Annotated in this window: 11 protein-coding genes and 2 tRNA genes; 11 read left to right on the top strand and 2 right to left on the bottom strand. The window is 38.2% G+C overall.

The genetic code is table 11. The features are described from left to right. Positions 1 to 5 precede the first annotated feature (5 nt). The 10 genes from I6E11_RS01920 (at position 6) to I6E11_RS01875 (ending at position 17,915) form a co-directional block, all read left to right on the top strand. Positions 6 to 2,003: a RagB/SusD family nutrient uptake outer membrane protein gene (locus I6E11_RS01920; protein WP_235336138.1), complete on the top strand. Its 1,998-nt coding sequence runs from the start codon at positions 6 to 8 to the stop codon at positions 2,001 to 2,003. Positions 2,004 to 2,056: 53 nt separating this feature from the next. Further along, complete coding sequence (locus I6E11_RS01915) at positions 2,057 to 4,915, top strand: SusC/RagA family TonB-linked outer membrane protein (protein ID WP_235336137.1); 2,859 nt, start codon at positions 2,057 to 2,059, stop codon at positions 4,913 to 4,915. A 25-nt stretch (positions 4,916 to 4,940) separates the two neighbouring features. Next, positions 4,941 to 6,722 carry a RagB/SusD family nutrient uptake outer membrane protein gene (locus I6E11_RS01910; protein ID WP_235336136.1) on the top strand — a complete coding sequence of 594 codons (1,782 nt, stop codon included), beginning with the start codon at positions 4,941 to 4,943 and terminating at the stop codon, positions 6,720 to 6,722. 39 nt (positions 6,723 to 6,761) lie between these two features. Then, complete coding sequence (locus I6E11_RS01905) at positions 6,762 to 7,790, top strand: DUF5627 domain-containing protein (protein WP_235336135.1); 1,029 nt, start codon at positions 6,762 to 6,764, stop codon at positions 7,788 to 7,790. 14 nt (positions 7,791 to 7,804) lie between these two features. Continuing rightward, positions 7,805 to 10,150 (top strand): endo-1,4-beta-xylanase, encoded by a 2,346-nt coding sequence (locus I6E11_RS01900; RefSeq protein WP_235336134.1) that lies wholly within the window; start codon positions 7,805 to 7,807, stop codon positions 10,148 to 10,150. Positions 10,151 to 10,428: 278 nt separating this feature from the next. Next, entirely contained in the window at positions 10,429 to 12,234 is a 1,806-nt protein-coding gene (locus I6E11_RS01895; RefSeq protein WP_235336133.1) for a glycoside hydrolase, read from the top strand. 40 nt (positions 12,235 to 12,274) lie between these two features. Further along, a complete protein-coding gene (locus I6E11_RS01890) occupies positions 12,275 to 14,815 on the top strand; it encodes a glycosyl hydrolase 115 family protein (RefSeq protein WP_235336132.1) in 2,541 nt (846 codons plus the stop codon). 487 nt (positions 14,816 to 15,302) lie between these two features. Beyond that, the gene (locus I6E11_RS01885; RefSeq protein WP_235336131.1) at positions 15,303 to 15,500 is read left to right on the top strand and encodes a hypothetical protein; all 198 of its coding nucleotides are present in this window, start codon (positions 15,303 to 15,305) and stop codon (positions 15,498 to 15,500) included. Between the two features lie 41 nt (positions 15,501 to 15,541). Continuing rightward, positions 15,542 to 16,495 (top strand): fimbrillin family protein, encoded by a 954-nt coding sequence (locus tag I6E11_RS01880; protein ID WP_235336130.1) that lies wholly within the window; start codon positions 15,542 to 15,544, stop codon positions 16,493 to 16,495. Between the two features lie 64 nt (positions 16,496 to 16,559). Further along, positions 16,560 to 17,915 (top strand): fimbrillin family protein, encoded by a 1,356-nt coding sequence (locus I6E11_RS01875; RefSeq protein WP_235336129.1) that lies wholly within the window; start codon positions 16,560 to 16,562, stop codon positions 17,913 to 17,915. A 187-nt stretch (positions 17,916 to 18,102) separates the two neighbouring features. On the opposite strand, the gene I6E11_RS01870 is transcribed toward I6E11_RS01875, so the two are convergent. Together I6E11_RS01870 and I6E11_RS01865 are read right to left on the bottom strand one after the other, a co-directional pair. Beyond that, positions 18,103 to 18,176: transfer RNA gene (locus I6E11_RS01870), tRNA-Asn, on the bottom strand. 20 nt (positions 18,177 to 18,196) lie between these two features. Further along, positions 18,197 to 18,270 (bottom strand) — tRNA-Asn (locus tag I6E11_RS01865). 246 nt (positions 18,271 to 18,516) lie between these two features. On the opposite strand from I6E11_RS01865, the gene I6E11_RS01860 reads away from it, so the two are divergent. After that, positions 18,517 to 20,205: a S41 family peptidase gene (locus I6E11_RS01860; protein ID WP_235336128.1), complete on the top strand. Its 1,689-nt coding sequence runs from the start codon at positions 18,517 to 18,519 to the stop codon at positions 20,203 to 20,205. The last annotated feature ends 212 nt before the right edge of the window (positions 20,206 to 20,417 follow it).

Raw genomic sequence — 20,417 nt, 5'->3', positions numbered from 1 at the left:
TGATTATGAAAAGATATTACATATATTTATTAAGCGTTTGCTTGTCCACAGGCTCCTTAATGTTAACGTCATGCGAGGATTATTTGGATAAGGACCCCGATTCCACAGTGGACATGAACGATGCATTCAAGAATTTCCAAAGTTTCCAAGGATACGTAGAAGAAATATACAACTACATTCCTGACAAGGAGCAATGTTATTGGACAACGTCATTCAACTGGGGTGAAGATGAAATAATGAACACAGAAGCCGACTGGCATCTATGCCATCAGATAGACTTAGGTAACTTCTGGCAGTGGCAGTCAGAAATATCGGGAATGGACGGAACATACCTCGATGGTGATGGGAACAATTCCGGTGATCAAGCCTATTACAACATCCGATTATGGCCTTATTCATGGTATAGCATCCGTAAATGTAACCTTGGACTAGAAAATATAGACAAAATGGTAGATGCTACCGAAGAAGAACGTAACCTTATAAAGGGACAACTTTACTTTTTCCGTGCGTGGTGGCATTTCGAACTAATGCAGTTCCTTGGCGGATTACCATATGTGGAATCATCACTTGACGGCACGGAAGCATTGGCACGCCTTACTTTTCAAGAATGTGCAGACAAGGCCGCAACTGACTTCAGCAAAGCTGCAGAGCTTTTGCCAATAGACTGGGACAACACAACCATAGGAAAACAAACACAAGGCCACAACCAATTGCGCATAAACAAGATTATGGCTCTAGGATACCAGGGCAAGTGTTACCTTTGGGCTGGTAGCCCGTTGATGAAAAACGGCGCACAAACAGGTGGAGCAATGACATACGATTACGACGTGGAATATTGTCGAAAGGCGGCAGACGTATTCGGCGAACTCCTCCAGTTGGTTGAGACAGGGCAAACACAATATGGGCTTGCGGAATTCAAATATGAGGACATCTACAACCATAAAAAATCATCGGATGCCACTACTTGTTTTACAGACATATTCTATACAATGGGACAAAATTTCATGATGCCTGGTTCTATCGAAGCCATATTCCGCGGCCTGCTTCCCGCAAAATCTGACGCCAGCGGATGGAACGCAGCAGCGACCTGGGGTCCAAAAGTAAACGGTATTGTAGAACGTGACAATGTAATCCACCAACCGACAGCAAACTATGTTAACTATTACGGCATGGTCAACGGTCTTCCTCTGACTGATAAGAATAGCGAATTCAACGAGAGGTTTCCGTTCCAAGATCGTGACCCACGTTTCTACCACGACATTGTTTTCGATGGCTTTGAATACATCAATGCCGAAATTAGTGCTGAGGATGACAAGAAGTATCGTTACAGCCAGTTATATACAGGCGGAAATGTAAGGGGAGCTCTAAACGGTAGCCGTACAGGATATTTTGCCCAGAAACTGACACCACACACTTGTAATAAATATGACAAGTCTTACGACTGGTCTTCAGGTCTCAGGATGTATATCCCATACATGCGACTTGCCGACGTTTATCTGATGTATGCAGAGGCTTGCGCCGCAATAGGAGGCGCTCAACAGGCATCTACGACGCATTCAGCATTGACAGCTGTTGGCGCTATAAACAAACTTCGTGACAGGGTAGGCGCAGGTCATGTAGGTGGACAAACTTATAATCCGGCTACTAAAAGCTTTAATGATGATATAATTGATCCTACATATATCGATGATAAAAATAAGTTTATGGATGAAGTGCGTCGTGAACGTGCCGTGGAACTTGCTTTCGAAGGATTCCGTTTTTATGACTTGCAACGCTGGCTACTATTAACCGAAGCACCATACAACAAAAAAACATCACAAGAATTCACGAGAGTACATGATGATGCTTGGTACGAAAACCACGACCCAAGAGATGCCGAGGTACAAGGCTGGAGAGAAGAGGAAATTCTTACACGCAACTTTGAAGCAAAGCATTATTGGTTCCCATTGAAGCAAGCCGACACTTATGTTACCATGGAATTTAGCCAAAACCCTGGTTGGTAATGGGCGAAGCTGAGTTATTTTTTTTGAGAAATAAAATTAAAAAGTATTACAAAATGAAACATATACATGTAAAGTTCATTTCATCTACAGCATTACTGGCAGCAATGGTATGTCCAATGATTGCTCAGGAAACTATCGGAAATGCAACACCATTATCAGAATCTGCAGACTCATTGGTTCAGATTGCTTTTAGAAAAGTGTCTCAAGATGAATTACTAGGCGGAGTTTCTGTTATAGATTTTAAGGAGTTACAAAAGAAAAATTATAATACATACACACTTGACAATCTACAAGGATATATAGGTGGATGGAACGGTAATTCATTATGGGGTATGGATGGAGACAACGCAGGTTATTTAGTTCTTGTTGATGGAGTACCACGTGACATGGATAATGTCTTACCTTCCGAAATAGATAAAATAACATTTTTGAAAGGTGCGTCAGCTGTTGTTTTATATGGTAGTCGTGCAGCCAAAGGAGTAATTTATGTTACAACAAAACGCGGTCAGATTTCCGATAAACTTCAGATTGATGTACGCGCTAATACCGGTTTTTACATACCGAAAAGTTATCCCAAATATCTCGGTTCTGCCGAATATATGACATTATATAATGAAGCCCGCGCAAACGATGATCTGACTCCATTATATTCAGATACAGAAATCTACTATTCAGCTACTGGTGCAAACCCATATCGTTATCCAAATGTGGACTATTATTCAGGAGATTATTTAAAAAAAGCCTATAATAGAAGTGACGTCAGTGCAGAATTCTCAGGTGGAAATCAAAGGGCAAGATATTATGCCAATATAGGTTATTATCGCCAAGGTGATTTGTTTAAATTTGGTCAGGTAGAAGATAATTATACCAGCCGATTAAACATCCGCGGTAATGTCGATTTAACCATAAACGATTTTATATCGGCCTATGCTAACGCCAATGCGACATTCTACGATGCACGTACAGGTGTCTCGACTGAAGAAAATGGCGCTGACTACTGGAGTGAAGCTTCTACAATGCGTCCTAACAGATTCTCGCCATTGATTCCTGTAAGTTATATAGACCCTAATTACACGACAGGTCTTGATTATATGGCAGCAAACAGTAATATATTTAACGGCTGTTTTCTCGGAGGTACACAGATTGACCAACGTAATATTTTTGCTGATTATTATGCAGGAGGATACAATAAATACACTAGCCGCCAATTCCAATTTGATACCGGCATTGATTTTGACCTCGCCAGCATAACAAAAGGTCTGTCTTTCCACTTTCAATTTGCAGTTGACTATAATACAGCCTATAACACATCATATAACAATGATTATGCCGTATATACTCCGACCTGGTCAAACTTCAATGCCTCAGAAATCATCAGTGCCTTGAGTAAATATGGGAATGATGCCAAAGATGGAGTCCAGAATATTAGTGGAAGTACCGACAACCAGACTATAGCATTGTCCGCACATTTTGATTATAACCGCACATTCAAAAAAGTACACAATATTTCTTCGATGTTGATAGCAAATGGTTTCCAGCAAACCAATTCCGGCGTATATCATAAAACCAGCAATGCCAACCTGGGCTTGCAACTGGGATATAATTATGCAAAAAAATATTTTATAGACTTCAGCGGCGCAGCAGTCCATTCAGCAAAATTGGCAGAAGGACACAGGAATGCGTTCTCACCGTCACTGACTTTGGCATGGAACATCGCTAATGAAGACTTTCTGAAGGCCTCATCTATAGTCGATGATTTGCAGATTAGCCTGTCCGGAAGTATTTTACATCAAGACATAGATATTGCAAATTACTATTTATATCAGCAGACACTGAACCACGCCACAGGAGAATATTGGGGCTGGCATGAGGGCGTATCAGAACGCTCGGTCAACTCATTGAGGAGTGCAAATGAAGATTTGACTTTTATAAAACGTAAAGAAGTCGCGTTGAATTTAAGAACTTCTCTATGGAACAAGCTTATAACAGCAGATGTGAACTTGTTTGTTAATTCAACAGAAGGATTATTGGTGCAGTCATCATCTTTGTATCCTAGCTATTTTGCTTGTTATTATCCGGAATCTTCTTTTATTCCATATGTTAACTATAATAATAACAGACGTTCTGGTATAGACTTTTCTGTTAATTTCAATAAGAAGGCAGGTGAAGCCGAATTCTCTTTGGGATTGAACGGTACATATTATGATACAAAAGTCACACGTAAGGATGAAATAAACAGATATGAATACCAGAACAGGGAAGGTAAACCTATAGACGGTGTATGGGGACTTGAATGCGAAGGTTTCTTTGCAACAGACGAAGAGGCTGCTGCAGCCAACCAGAATTTCGGTGGAACATTGAAAGCCGGTGATCTTAAATACAGAGATCGAAATAACGATAGAGTTATTGACAGCAAAGATCAGATTTATCTCGGAAAAGGCGGATGGTACGGTTCACCTCTTACACTTGGACTTAATTTCACAGCAAAATGGAAAGGCTTTACATTCTTTGCTTTGGCAACAGGTGGCTTTGGTGCTATAGGAATGAAGAGCAATTCTTATTGGTGGGTTTATGGTGATGGAAAATATTCAGAAGTTGTACGTAACCGTTGGACTCCGGAAACAGCTTCAACTGCTACTTATCCACGTTTAACGACATTGTCCGGTGCTAATAACTTCCAAAATTCAACATTCTGGATGTATAAAACGGATCGCGTTGATATCGCAAAACTACAGCTCACTTATGATTTACCAAAGAATATCTTGAATAAAACATTTATAAGTGATGCGTCGGTTTATATTAGCGGTTCAAATTTGTTCACTATTTCGAAAGAACGTGAATATTTGGAAATGAATGTAGGAACTGCTCCACAAACACGTTTCTATAATTTGGGTGTTAAGTTAACTTTCTAAAAATGAATATTAAATGATTAAAGTCATGAAAAGTATATTTAAGATTTTGGCATTTTTACCTTTATTTACTTCATGTGCGGATTTATTGGAACCTGCATTGGAGAATAATCGTGAGATTGATGCCATGTATGATGAACCTTCATTTGCACAGGGCGTTTTGGCGAATGCATATATATTGTTACCTTATACATCACCATATAATTCGCCTGTAACTAATGAAGTGGCTACAGATAATGCTGTTTTGAATGATGTATCAAATAATTGGGTAAAACTTGCTACTGGTTCGTGGACTTCTGATAATGATGAGGCATCACAGTGGCAAAACCGTTACCATGCCATTCAGTATATAAACACATTCCTTGAAAGATGTGATGATGTTATATGGTCAACTGATGAGAATGTCCGTATGTTGTTCAATGACAGGCTTAAGGGAGAAGCTTATGGATTAAGAGCCCTTAACATGTATTATTTGTTACTTGCTCATGCAGGTTGGGCAGATGATGGAGTTCTGTATGGAGTTCCAATCAAAAGAAATTCTGAAAATCCTAATACAGATTTTAATGTAAAACGTGATACTTTCAAGGATTGTATGGATTTCATATTCGAAGACTGTAAGAAAGCCATTGAATTATTGCCTACAGACTATAAAGCACATACCGATGCCGATATTCCGAAAGATTATAAAGATAAAGGAATTGATGTTTCCGTATATGATAGAGTAAACGGAGACCACATGGGAGGACGTATATCAGGAAGGATAGTCGAAGCCATACGTGCACAAGCTGCTTTGTTGGCAGCAAGTCCTGCCTATGCGGAAGGTTCTGGCGTGACCATGGAGGATGCCGCAAATTATGCAGCTATTGTATTAAAAACGAATAACGGTGTTGACGGTATAGATCCCGACGGATATAAATGGTATGCAAACGGAACTGAAATCGATAATCTGGCAGCAGGCTCAAACCCTGATGAGATATTATGGCGAAGTAGTATCGTTTCTAATTTGACCAAGGAAAGTGATAATTATCCGCCTTCCCTTTATGGTAAAGGCAGAGTCAATCCTACACAAAATCTGGTAGATGCGTTCCCTATGGCAAATGGTTATCCTATCACAGATCAAAACGGCAATTATAACACGAACGATCCTTACAAGGACCGTGACCCACGTCTGAAAGAGTATATCATCTGTAATGGCGACACTTACAAAGAAAGTTTAATCATTACCGGTGCATATGGTGCCACAAACGATGCATTGAACATGGAGTCAGGTTATTCAACACGTACCGGTTATTATATGAAAAAACTCCTCAGGACCGATTGTAATCCTAACCCTACGTATAACACCCCACAAAAGGTATATAGTGCATATATAAGATATACAGAGTTGTATCTAGCCTACGCGGAAGCTGCCAATGAGGCTTGGGGGCCAAAAGGTAATGGTGGATATGATTATAGTGCATATGATGTAATAAAGGCTATACGTAAAAGAGCCAGAATTACAACAGATGATCCTTATCTGGAAGAGTGTGCTGCCGATAAGGATAAGATGCGTGAGTTGATTCGTAATGAACGTCGTATAGAACTTTGTTTCGAGAATCATCGTTTCTATGACTTACGCCGTTGGAAAGTTGATATGTCGTTATTGACCGAACCAGCCAAAGGGGTTTCAATTGTAAGGGCAGGTACCGGACTTAAATATGATAAAATTGAAGTGGAAAGCAGAAGTTACAAAGACTATATGTACTATGGACCTATCCCGTATAGCGAGACTCTAAAGTATGACCAGCTCAAACAGAACAAAGATTGGTAATGTATGAATTGAAAATAAATTCTTTGAAATATAAAAGTTATGAAAGCATTAAGAATATATTTAATATTAATTGTCGGAGTATGTATGTCTATCATTTCTTCGTGTAAGAACCAAGATATTGAATTTGATAATTATGACTATTCAGCTGTCTATTTTGCACGCCAGACACCGGTTCGTACATTGGTTATGGGAGAAGACACTTATGACACATCATTAGATAACCAGCACAAATGCAAAATATATGCAACCATCAGCGGAGTATATAACAATGATAAAAAAGTTGAAATAGGTATCGAAATAGACAATAAATTATGTGAGAATCTGTTTTTTGACACAGAGTATTCAAGAAAAGTAGAGGCTATGCCCGCAGATTATTATGAATTGTCATCAAACAAAATAGTGCTGAATAAGGAAATGATGGGTGCTGTAGAAGTACAATTCACAGATAAATTCTTTGAAGATCCAGAAGCTATAAAAAACACCTACGTCATACCTCTGAAGATGACAGATTTTGTAAACGTAGATTCTATCTTGTCCGGTAAACCTATAGAAGAGAATGCCAAACTTACCAACTCCGCATTATGGGATGTGGCACCAATGAATTATGTCCTTTACTGTGTGAAATACATTAACGAGTGGGATGGAAACTATCTTCGCCGTGGTAAGGATATTATAACTATAGCAGGCGAGACAAAGGAAAATGTTCGCCATAAAGAGTATGTGGAGTATGATGACACCTGTAGCATTGACACAAAAAATCTTACAACAGCTATTATGTCAGTCAGTCTGAAAGGATTTGGTGATTATAAGTTGACTCTGTCATTCAATGACAACAAAGAATGTACTGTTACCACTGAAACGGATGGATTTGCCATCAGCAATGGTAACGGTAAGTTCGTAAAAGATGGCGATAAAAATAGTTGGGGCAATAAGGACCGTGATGTGATTTATCTGGACTATACAATACAGGATAAGACGACAGGTGCTTCATGCCATACACTGGACACATTAGTCATTCGTGACAGAGGTGTAAGCTATGAGACATTTTCAACATATTATAAAGAATAAAAAAAACAAGTATTATGAAAATATATAACAAATTATTTATAGGAACAAGTTTATGTCTTGCTGTTTGTTCTTGTGCTGACGAGGGATTATTGCCTTTCCCTGGTGAGGTACAGGTGCCTGATGAACTGACACAGAATGCTAATCTTCAGGAATATGATGTCCTGAAGAATTACGTTAACAGGACTGATAATCCGGGATTTAAACTTGGTATTGCTGTCGATGAGAATGATTTCATAAACAAAGGTGCGGCATTCAGTATCGCGAAAACAAATTTTGAGGATGTTACTCCAGGAAACGCCATGAAATATAGTTCTGTAGTGAAGGATGACGGTACTATGGATTTCAGTACTGTTGAAGCCTTCATAGAAACAGCCGAAGAGGCAGACCTGACTGTTTACGGCCATACCTTGTGTTGGCACTCACAGCAGAATTTGACCTATCTTAATGGACTATTGAGAGGAGGCGCATCAAAAGCTGCTAAAAGAGATGTTATGTCAAGGGCTGACAGCCAAAACAAGTATTGCCTGAAGTTAACAGGAATAGGAGAAGAAAAGGATGCACAAGCATATTATGAGCTTCCCAATTCCGGAACTTTTCCAAGCGGTACATATACATTCTCTTGCAGGACTAAATCTTCTGTTGCCATTAGTGGGGGAAATTTGGTTTTCCAGGCTTCAGATTATAAAGAAGGTCAGGCTGGAGAATGGGGAGTCTTCAGTTCTTCCACAAATTGGTCAAACTTTTCAGCAACTATAACTATTCCTGAAGATGTTAATAATAAATGTATAAGATTCTTTATCCAGTTTAAAGCCGGTGCAGGAGATTATGTATTAATAGATGATGTCTCTTTGACTCTTAATAATGGTACTAATTATATTGACAACTCTGATTTTGAAACAGGAAGTAAGACTTGGTGGGATTGCTATGATAACATTTTATCAATCTTCAATATGTCTGATGACACCGAAGGAGGAGAAGACGGTGACGTCACTTACACACAATTATTGGAAAATGGTGATTTCGAAAATGGAGAACTTTCTTCTTGTTATATAGTCCAAAAAGAAGAAACTACATATGAAATTAAAGATGATGATGCAGATCATGGAAAAGTTTTGGCAGTAACTAATCCTGACGTTCAAACCAATGATTATGACTCACAGTTTATTTTCTCTATCCCGAACAAAGCTCAGGTAGGTGAAGTCTATGTATTCTCAATGGATGTAAAATCTGACAAAGAAGCTAAAATTACGACTCAGGCACAATCTGCTCCTGGAACTTATATGCATTGGAATATGTTTGGCGATATCAATTCAACTACTGATTGGCAAACAATCACTAAAGAAATAACCATTGGATCAGGAACTGAAGCATTGGAAGGATTAGGAGCAGTTGCGTTTAACCTTGGATTGACCGCAACGACTTATTATTTTGACAACGTTTCTTTCCAGAAGAAAGTAATTGAAGGTGAGGAAATGACAGACGAAGAAAAACGCAATGTAATCTATGCTGCACTTGATACTTGGATTAAGAACATGATGGAAACTTGCAAAGGAAGAGTAAAGGTTTGGGAAGTCGTTAATGAACCTATATCTGGTGGTGGCGATGTTCAAGGTCATTATGAATTATGGTCTGCATCAAATAGTGAGGATCCTACAAATAATTTTTATTGGCAGGATTATCTGGGAGATGACGAGTTTGTCCGTGACGCTGTCAAGTTAGCACGTAAATATTTTGCAGAATATGGCGGTAATCCAGATGATTTGAAATTGTTTATCAATGATTACAATCTTGAATCAGATTGGGATGAGAATAATAAGAAGTTAAGGAGCTTGATATATTGGATTAAACGTTGGGAGAATGACGGAGAGATCTATATTGACGGAATCGGAACACAGATGCACGTTTCATGCTCAGTGAAAGAAGATACTCAAAAGAGTCGTGAAAACGCTGTAGAAAACATGTTTAAACTTATGGCTCAAACAGGTAAGCTGATAAAGATTTCCGAAATAGATATGGGTATCACCGATGAAGATGATAAAGATATTATGACTTCTGATGTTACTTTGGTTCATCTTCTTCGCATGGCTGATTATTATAACTTCATAATCAGAAAATATTTTCAACACATACCTGTCGAATATCGTTATGGTATCACACACTGGTCAATAACAGATGCAGGAGATGAAGAATGGGCATGGAGACAAGGTGAACCTATCGGCTTATGGACAAAGGGATACGAAAGAAAACCAGCGTATGCCGGATTTGCTGATGGTTTGGCTGGAATAGAGAAGTCTTATCTTGGTTGGGCTAGTTCCATGGGTTCAACCACTGGCGATGAAACGTCAGAAAATGCGGAATAAAGTGAACCGTAAAATTAAGTTTCTTAAATATTTAAGATAATTATATCATGGCGGAGAGATTTATCTCCGTCATGATTAATTGATACTATAAAAGCATGAAAATATTCGACAAACTGATATATGTCTTTTGTTTTATTGCAATTGCGACAATTTATTCCTGTAGCGATGACACTGCCGCATTATCGACTTCCTACGCAAAGTTTTCAAGCAGTAATTTTAATGCTTCCTACTCCGGTACTGTTAATGTTTTCGTTGAGTGATCTGAAACGGAATGGGAAGTGTCAAAAGAGGACGGTGATGTAATAGCTTCATTATCTGTGACTTCTGGAGGTAATAAGTCCGATAAGGACCAGAAGACTACTATTGTTGTCGGTTTAAATGAAAACACTTCTAAGTCAACAAGGGAACAGAAACTTACGATTAAAAACCTTACAACCGGAGAAACATCGCAAACAGTTATCAAACAGGGCATAAGGAATGCTTCGGCATCATTCTCTGAAAAACAAAAAACAGTCAATTATCTTAGTGGAACAGTAAAGATATCTGTTATTTCGTCTGAAACTGAATGGGAACTGATTTTGGGTGAAGGAAATCTTATAAATTCTGTAATTCCGCTTCAGGGTGGTGATGCCTCAAAATCAGGCATGACAACAGAAATTGAAATATCATATAATGAAAATACATCCGATGACACGCCAAACTCTCAAAAAATAGTTTTGGTGAACAAAGCTGATAATACCCAAAGCGAATTTACCTTATACCAGGAATCAAGATATGCTAAGGTAGCATCTGCAAGTTTCGACACAACAGAGAAATACCAGTATGTTGAAGGTTTCGGAGGAATGTATCCTCCTAAAGGATGGGTTGCCGATCCGTTAAATGAACAGGATATACGAAAAATGTATGGGGATGGTGATGACCAGTTAGGATACAACATCCTTAGATTGATGATTTACGACAAGCAGGATGATTGGAATTATGAGGTTAGTAATGTAAGGGTGGCACAGTCGTTGGGAGCTACAGTTTTTGCTTGCCCGTGGTACTGCCCGGCTGAGTTTGGTGAGATTAAAACCGATCAAAGTGGCAATGAGTATAGAATATTGTACAAAGAGCATTGGGAGGACTATGCAAAACATCTCGTCAAGTATATAGAGTTTATTAAGGGACAAGGTATAAATCTTCATGCAGTGTCTGTACAGAATGAGCCGGATATGCATTTTACACATTGGAATGAGAATGGTAATGGGCCTGCCGATGTTGCCAATTTTGTGGCACAATATGGTGCGGTTATTCGTGAAACAGGCGTAAAACTTATGTCGCCGGAAGCCTGCGGATATCAGACAGCATATACTGATGCGGTAAAAAATAATTCTTCCGCTTGGAACAACACTGATATCGTGGCAGGACACCTTTATCAGGGATTTATAGAAAATGACAAATATAATGATGCGTGGACAGAAGGCAATGCTTCAAATCTAAGAAATTATTTTAAGGAAAATTCCACGAAATGGAACAAGCAGTGGTGGATGACAGAGCATCTGTTTAATCAGGGAGAGAATGAAAGCAGTATGTCAGAATGGGTATTCCAGAACTGGGATTATAACCTGACACATCTTGGTAAAGAAATCCACACATGTATGGAATTAAACTGCAGTGCTTACGTTTATTGGTATCTGAAACGCTTTTATGGAATGTTGGGAGATAATGATAAGAAGTCTCCTGTAAGTAGCGGTGCCATAACAAAGAACGGATACATCCTTTCACACTATGCCAAGTATGCAAAGAAAACTGACAGGATAAAACTGGAATTTACTGCAAACCAGTCCGGTGTCCAGGGTACGGCTTATATGGATGAATCAGGCAAGACAGTGACATTTGTTTTGTTGAATTATTCCAGCGACCCTACAACTGTGGTCTTGAACGGGCAAAACTCCAATTCCAATATCTCTGAATATTCCGGTGTGATAACAGACAAGGACAAGAATATGGAGAACCTGTCTATAGCTGAAGGTGAAGACAATTCTGGAGTGATAGTTCCAATGTCTGCACAAAGTATTGTCTCTGTAAGGTTGAAATATAATTGATTATTGTGTAAATCCCTAAAACTTTAATTTTAGTCATACGATGAAGAAATTAAGTCTGATATTATTAATGACGTTCGTTTTTGTATCTGTTTATTCTGCAAAACGTTTTGTTTCCTTTGATAAGGAGCCGTCAGTATTTTATATAATATCCGATGGGACTCCTTTGAATATCCTTTTTGATTCTGGCGACAAGAAAGGTGTGGATATTGCGGTAGACAATCTTGCCGATGATTTTAAACGTGTATGCGGAGTAAAGCCACAGTTGCTTGATGCTGCCACGGACAAAAGCTGCATAATTATCGGAAGTCTCGAATCTAAATATATCAAGCAACTAGTCAAATCGAAAAAGCTTGATAAAAAGGAACTTCAGGGGAAGAATGAAAAGTATATAATTACCACTGTTGAGAATCCGTTGGACGGAGTTGACGAAGCTCTTGTTATTGCCGGAAGCGATCGCCGTGGTACCATATACGGCATTTATGAACTTTCCGGACAGATGGGCGTTTCTCCTTGGTACTGGTGGATGGATGTTCCTGTAGTTAAGCGTTCCGATGTATGTGTACTTCCGGGAGTATATACTGATGGCGAACCTGCAGTGAAGTATCGTGGTATCTTCCTGAATGATGAGGCTCCATGTCTTACTGGTTGGGTGAAAAAACATTATGGTACAGGGTATGGCGACCATCGTTTTTATGCCGACGTATTCGAACTTATCCTTCGCTTGAAAGGAAATTTCTTTTGGCCCGCAATGTGGAGTTGGGCTTTTTATGCTGATGATCCATTGAATAGCAAGACTGCCGACGAGATGGGTGTGATAATAAGTACATCCCATCATGAACCTATGGCACGCAATCATCAGGAATGGTCAAGAAAACGCAAAGAATATGGCGCATGGAATTATGTAACCAACAAAAAAGTTCTAGACCAGTTCTTCCGCGAAGGTATAGAGAGAATGAAAGGTACAGAAGATGTAGTAACTATCGGTATGCGTGGTGACGGTGATGCGGCTATGACTGACGGAACAAACGTTAAGCTTCTGGAGAACATCGTAGAGAACCAACGTAGGATTATTAAAGAGGTTACAGGAAAACCGGCAAAGGAAACTCCACAGGTTTGGGCCCTTTATAAAGAGGTCCTTGATTATTATGATAAAGGTATGCGCGTACCGGACGATGTCATTATGCTCCTGACTGATGATAACTGGGGCAACGTGTGTCGTCTTCCAAATGAAAAAGAACGCAAGCATCCCGGAGGTTGGGGTATGTACTATCATGTAGATTATGTCGGTGCTCCCCGTAATACAAAATGGATAAATGTTACTCCAATTCAGGGAATGTGGGAACAGCTTCATCTCACTTATGAGTATGGTGTAGACAAGTTGTGGGTATTGAATGTCGGCGATTTGAAACCAATGGAATATCCTATAACATTCTTCCTTGATATGGCATGGAATCCTGATGCTTATACAGCAGAAAACTTCCTTAGTCATGCACGTAAGTTCTGTGCTCAGGCCTTTGGTGAGGAACAGGCTGATGAAGCTGCCAGGATTCTGAATCTTTACAGTAAATATAACGGACGTGTGACACCTGAGATGCTTGATTCCAAGACTTATAACCTTGAAAACGGTGAATGGAAACAGGTGGCAGATGATTATGCTCGTTTGGAAGCTGAGGCTTTACGTCAGTATATGTCATTGTCTCCTGAATATCATGATGCTTATAAACAATTGCTTCTGTTCCCTGTTCAGGCAATGTCAAATCTGTATGAAATGTACTATGCTCAGGCTATGAATCACAAACTTTATGCAGAAGGAAATCCTATGGCAAATGTTTGGGCAGACAAGGTTGAGAAATGTTTTGCACGTGATAAAGCCTTAAGCGACGACTATAATAATGTAATGTCCGGAGGCAAATGGAAGAACATGATGATTCAGAAACACATCGGCTATACATCATGGAATGATGATTTCCCTGCAGATAAACTTCCGGAAGTGAAGCGTATGGCAGAACCTGAAAAAGCTGTGGGAGGTTATGTCTTTACAGGTAACGATGGTTATGTGGCAATGGAAGCACCTCATTTCTTTGAGAACAAGGCTCCTGAAGGTATGGAATGGAAGATAATTCCAGATATGGGACGTACATTGGGTGGTGTTACTCTGATGCCATATACAAAACCTGTAGACGGTGCTTCAGTCTCATACAAAATGACTTTGCCTGATGAAGCAAAGAATCTTAAGGAAGTAAAGGTTATCGTAGTTATAAAATCTACTTTAGCTTTTGCGGATGTAAAAGGTCATAAATATTCTGTAGGTTTCAGAGGAGGAAATGAGGAAACTGTAAACTTTAATCATAATCTGAATGAATTGCCTGAAAATGTCTATACGGTGTATTATCCGACGGTAGCACGTAGGGTTATTGAAAAAGAGGTGACTTTGAAACTGCCTGCTTCTGAAGATGGAACCTATATACTTGATTTCAAGCCATTGCATCCGGCAGTAGTTCTGGAGAAGATAGTGATAGACTGTGGTGGATATGAAAAATCATATTTGTATATGAATGAATCTGAATGTAAGAGGAATTAATATTTTTAATGACTAAAGAATGTATTAGTGGATTTAAGTTTTAAATCTTATATCTGCTGATACTTTTGGTGCGGTATTCAATCTTTCGTATTGAATACGGTAGAAAATTTCAGCAGGTGGAGCATTTACATGAGTAATGAAAGAAATGTATACATCTACAAAATATTAACGAAACAAAAAAGAGTCTGCCAATAGCCTCTTTTTTAGTATTATTACGTTCTTATACAGAATTTAAGGGCGTATGTATCATGGGATAAATATTTTGTATTGCAGAAAGCCTTTTGTGTAACCTACATGGAAAAAATTGTAACGAATTTGACAGTATTATAGTTCTAAATGTAATATATTTGCGAAAAGATGTTACGGATTTTAATCTGTGCAAATGAAAATCTTTAGACTAACGTTGATTAAGATTTGTTGTAATTATATTAATTAACCAAATGCCATTTTATTTCAAGATAATTTGGTGTTCTAAAATTTAAACATTATGAAAACGAAAAATGAAATTTGTATTTCTGATTTGAGTCGGCAGAAACTGTACTCGTACGAGAAACCAGAGTGTGAAGTTGTCCTTCTTAATACAGAAGGATTGATTTGTACCAGTGGAGGTGAAGGTGTTGAAATGAACGCTACCATAAACGAATACTATAATGGTCAAACATATAGCGGAACCCTAGAGTGGTAAAAATATCTTTTGTTTATAAATTTTATAAATCTCATAATCATATGAAAAAATTTAATGTATCAATAAGGGTCTTGGCATTAACTCTATTAATTGGGGGATTGTCATCTTGTTCTAATAGGGATAATTTATTGGATGAAAATGTTACTTCTGAAAAAGAAATAATTCTTGGAGAAATTAATGAACTGGCATTTAATGGTAATATTCTTTCAAGAGCGGTAGAATCTACTCCTGTTTCAAATTTGGAAAAATTCTTTGAGGGAAAACTTATTTGTATGTATGTTGATAAAGTAACAGGTGATAACACAGTAGAAGCTTTGTATGACAGACGTTATTTGACAGTAGAGAATAATCAGTTGGTTATGCCTGAGAAATTATACTATCCTTCAGATGGTTCAGTAAATATCTATGTGGTGGCTGCATCACCGTTTTCTACGGCAAGTGATGCTAATACGGCAAAACCGACACAATTTTACCAATATTGTCAGGGATGGCAGCCTGATAGTAATTCCGACTTCCTGTATGCAAAACTGGAAAATGTAACTGCTTCAAGTAATCCATTGTCTCTACAGTTTAAGCATTTAGGTACAAAAATATCTGTGGCTGTAACTACTCCTGACAATTCTAAATTGACAAAAATACGTGTGTTGAATACACGCTGCCAGTCTATTTATAATATGGATGATGGTACATATAAAGAAACAACAGACGCTGTAAATGGAGCTATTGAAATGTCTCTTTCTAATGCCTTAAATAATAATTTCACAAGTACTCCTATTAATTATGCCAGTGTATATGTCGCACCACAGCCTATAGAAAGTGGTGCACAATTTATAGAATTTACTTTTGACGGAAAGACATATTTTTATACGTTGGCTGCTGCAACTACATTTGAATCTGAACACGAATACAAATTCAATATTACGTTGAAAGAAAAAGATACACTTGCAAGAAGTGGCTCTGATATGGAAGTTGTTTGCGTAAATGAAAACTTTTAACTGATGTATATCTAATATGTGTACAATTTATCTTCAATAGGATAATAATATAAATAAAGAGAATATGAAAAACCTTACATACATATTTGTTGCAACATTGTTTATGGTTGCATGTAACAACGAAGAAATTTCTTCATTACAGGACGGAAAAAACTTGGAGGTCAAGTTTACCAGTAATCTGACAGGCTATGATTCGCAAGTAGTGTCAAGAGTGAATGGAACAAGTTTTGAAAATGGCGATGACGTCGCAATTTGGGCAAGTTCTGCAGGAATAGCTCCTTTTAAAGGAAAGCAAGTGCTTACAGCAGGAGCTGATGGAAAACTTTCTTCTACAGAAACATTTACATATAAAGATAATAATGAAGTATCGTTCTCGGCTTTATATCCTGCATCATTGTGTGACGGAACAGATCAGTCAGATATAACTTTAACAACACAGACTGATGATAATGGTCATCAGACTTTGCAGGATTTGCTTTATGCCACAGGTAAAGGAAGTGCGGGAAAACCGACTGTTAAATTGCCGTTCTATCATAAAGGTGTTAAGATTGACGTTGCTGTAAAGCAGGGTGATGGTATTAGCCTTGAAGGTGCAGAGGTGTTTGTTAAAGCTAAATCAGGAGGTGTATTTAGTTTTGCTAATTCTTCTATAACACCTACAGGAGCAGAAGCAACTGATATTAAGATTCCTTTGGCTGTCGTTCCAGATTTTACAAATAATGTAAATTACGGAAGTACAATTGTAGCTCCGCAAACTCTGGAAGGTGAATGCATTGGTATTAAATTGCAAGGCGAAGCAACAACTAAATATCTGACTTACTCAAAAATAGAACTTAAAGAGGGATTTAGGTATTGTTTTCATATTGATACTAGAAAGAATGATGTCGGTGAAACTGAAATATCAATAGCTTCTACAGTAAGTGAAGAACCATGGATTAGCGATGTTACAGTCGGTGAAGTGGAAGTGGGAGAAGTTCAGATTCTAAATAAGTGTTTGAAATTGACAGGAAGTGGAACCAATCAAACACAGGCATTTTATCAAATTTCCGGAACTTTCCCTAGCGGAACATATACATTCTCTTGTAAAGTAAAATCATCAACAGAAATTACTGGTGGAAACCTGTATTTCCAAACGACAAATTGGGAAGACGGTCAGGATGGTGAAGGGAACGTATTTAGTTCTTCAACTTCTTGGAGTATTTTTAGAAAAGAATTAACAATTCAGGAAAAAAATAATGATAAATTCGTCAGATTCTTTATTCAGTTTAATGCCAATCCAGAAGATTATATATTAATTGATGATATGTCTTTGACACGTGCTGGAGAAGAAAAGAATTATATTGAAAATTCAGATTTCTCTGATGGAACGACTAAGGGATGGGATAGTTATGGTAATAATGTATCCTTGGGTGAATATTAATTGGGGATTTATCTTTTTATTGAAGGATACTCAGTACAATCATTAGAACAATAAAATGGCATATGGCGATAATATTTTGTAATTACGTCATATGCCATTTTTGCAGAATTGCATCTATCTGAATCCTCTTTGATATTAGTTTTTATACACAAAAAAAGGATTTATCAATCTGATAAATCCTTTTTTGCTCTTCAGGTTGGACTTGAACCAACGACCCTCTGATTAACAGTCAGATGCTCTAACCGACTGAGCTACTGAAGAATTTTGCAATCTGAGATTCGCTCTTCAGGTTGGACTTGAACCAACGACCCTCTGATTAACAGTCAGATGCTCTAACCGACTGAGCTACTGAAGAAGGTTGTTTTCTCGATTGCGGTGCAAAGATACTATCTTGTTTTTAATTGTGCAACACTTTTGACGAAAAAAATAATAAAATTCTTTTAAGCCTTTGTTGTGGAGTGGTTATTTGTTGCATTATGCTTAATTATATATCGCTTATCTTGACGAAATTAAGTTAAATATTGAAGACATTCTGTCATTCTAATCAGAATATTGTTTTTCTTTGCAATAAGATATTATAGATGTAAGTAAAGTAAACTATATGAATACTAAAAAGATTATTATTGCTGCTATAACTCTTTTCATTGGAGTGGCATTGTTAAGTTTTAAGGGGGATGACAGAAATTTTAAGATAGCAAAAAATCTTGATCTGTTTAATTCAATCTTCAAAGAACTGGATTTGTTTTATGTGGATACCATTGATGCTGAAAAAATGATACAGAATGGTATTAACGGGATGTTGGCTTTGACTGACCCGTACACTGAATATTATCCGGAGGAGGAAGTTGGGAGTCTGAAGGAGATGATTACCGGTAAGTATGGTGGAATTGGGGCGGCCATCAGGTATTATGAAGCTAACAATCGTATTGTGGTGGTTGAGCCGACTGAGGGTATGCCGGCTGCCGAAGTAGGAGTAAAGGCGGGCGATATAATTCTAGAGGTAGGTGGCAAGGAAATGCTTAGGGGGGACATGAAACCTCAGGAGTTCTCGTCTAAGGTTAGCGATGCATTAAGAGGAGAGCCGGGTACGTCGTTTGTGCTGAAAGTGCTGCGTCCTATGCAAAAAGACAGTGTGGAGATGGAATTTAAGATAACAAGACGAAATATTCGCACAAATCCAGTTCCATATTATGGACTGGTACGCGACAGTATAGGATATATTGCCTTGCAAAGCTTTACAGACAATTGCGCCAAAGATTTTAAGAAAGCATTTATCGAACTCAAGCAGAAAGGAGCAAAATCACTAGTCATTGATTTGAGGGATAATGGTGGTGGATCTTTGGCTGAGGCTGTTGATATAGTAGGGCTATTTGTTCCTAAAGGACAGCAGGTGGTTTATACAAAAGGTAAACTTAAGCAAGCCGACAATTCTTTTAAAACCAAATATGAACCGGTTGACACTGAAATTCCACTCGTAGTTCTGGTTAATGGTGCATCTGCTTCTGCTTCGGAAATCCTCAGTGGCTCGCTTCAGGATCTGGATCGCGCAGTGATAGTTGGAAGCCGTACTTACGGTAAAGGATTGGTGCAGACCACACGCCCTCTTCCGTATAATGGAACTCTGAAAGTTACCACATCAAAATATTATATCCCAAGTGGAAGATGTATACAGGCTATAGATTATTCAAAGAAAAACGCCGATGGGTCTGTTGCAAGAACACCGGATAGTCTTACTAATGTTTTCCATACGGCTATTGGTAGGGAAGTGCGCGATGGTGGAGGCATTCGTCCGGATATTGAAGTCAAAAGTGCCAAATTCCCAAATATTATTTTTTATCTGATGAATGATGATATAATTTTTGATTATGCAACCCAGTATTGTTGGACACATCAGGCTCCGGAATCGGTGGAAGCTTTTAAGTTGACAGATGATGATTATTCTGCTTTTATGGCCTTGGTTAAATCTCGTGATTTTACTTACGACAGACAAAGTGAGAAAATGCTTAAGTCATTAAAGGAAATGGCGGAATTCGAAGGTTATATGGACGGAGCAAAAGAAGAGTTTGCTGCTTTGGAGAAGAAATTGAATCATAATCTTGACCGCGATTTGAAAACTTTTGAGAAGCAAATACGTGAATATCTGTCGCAGGAAGTCATAACCAGGTATTTTTATCAGAGGGGCGCTGCTATGGAACGCTTGAAAGATGATGAATATCTGGAAGAGGCTGTGAAGATCTTGCATAATATGGCAGATTATAAGAAAATATTATCTGTAGCCGAAATCAAATAAAACTCAATCAGGATTATTCATTCTCGAAATAGATTTTTCTAATTGGAAAAATGCCTTGACGTTTTAGGTAAAACGAGCTGTCGTTTTAATCAAAACGTCAAGGCATTTTGTTTTTTCGTTTTAGACCTAAAAATATGCCTGGTTTTGTATGAGTAGGCTTGTGTGCGTCATCCGGTTTAATTTTCTCTATTTACTATATAATAATGTGTGTG

Origin of the sequence: Bacteroides caecigallinarum, assembly GCF_021531075.1 — a bacterium.
In the GTDB taxonomy this organism is placed as follows: domain Bacteria; phylum Bacteroidota; class Bacteroidia; order Bacteroidales; family Bacteroidaceae; genus Phocaeicola; species Phocaeicola caecigallinarum_B.
This window is presented reverse-complemented; position numbering and strand designations above follow the sequence as displayed.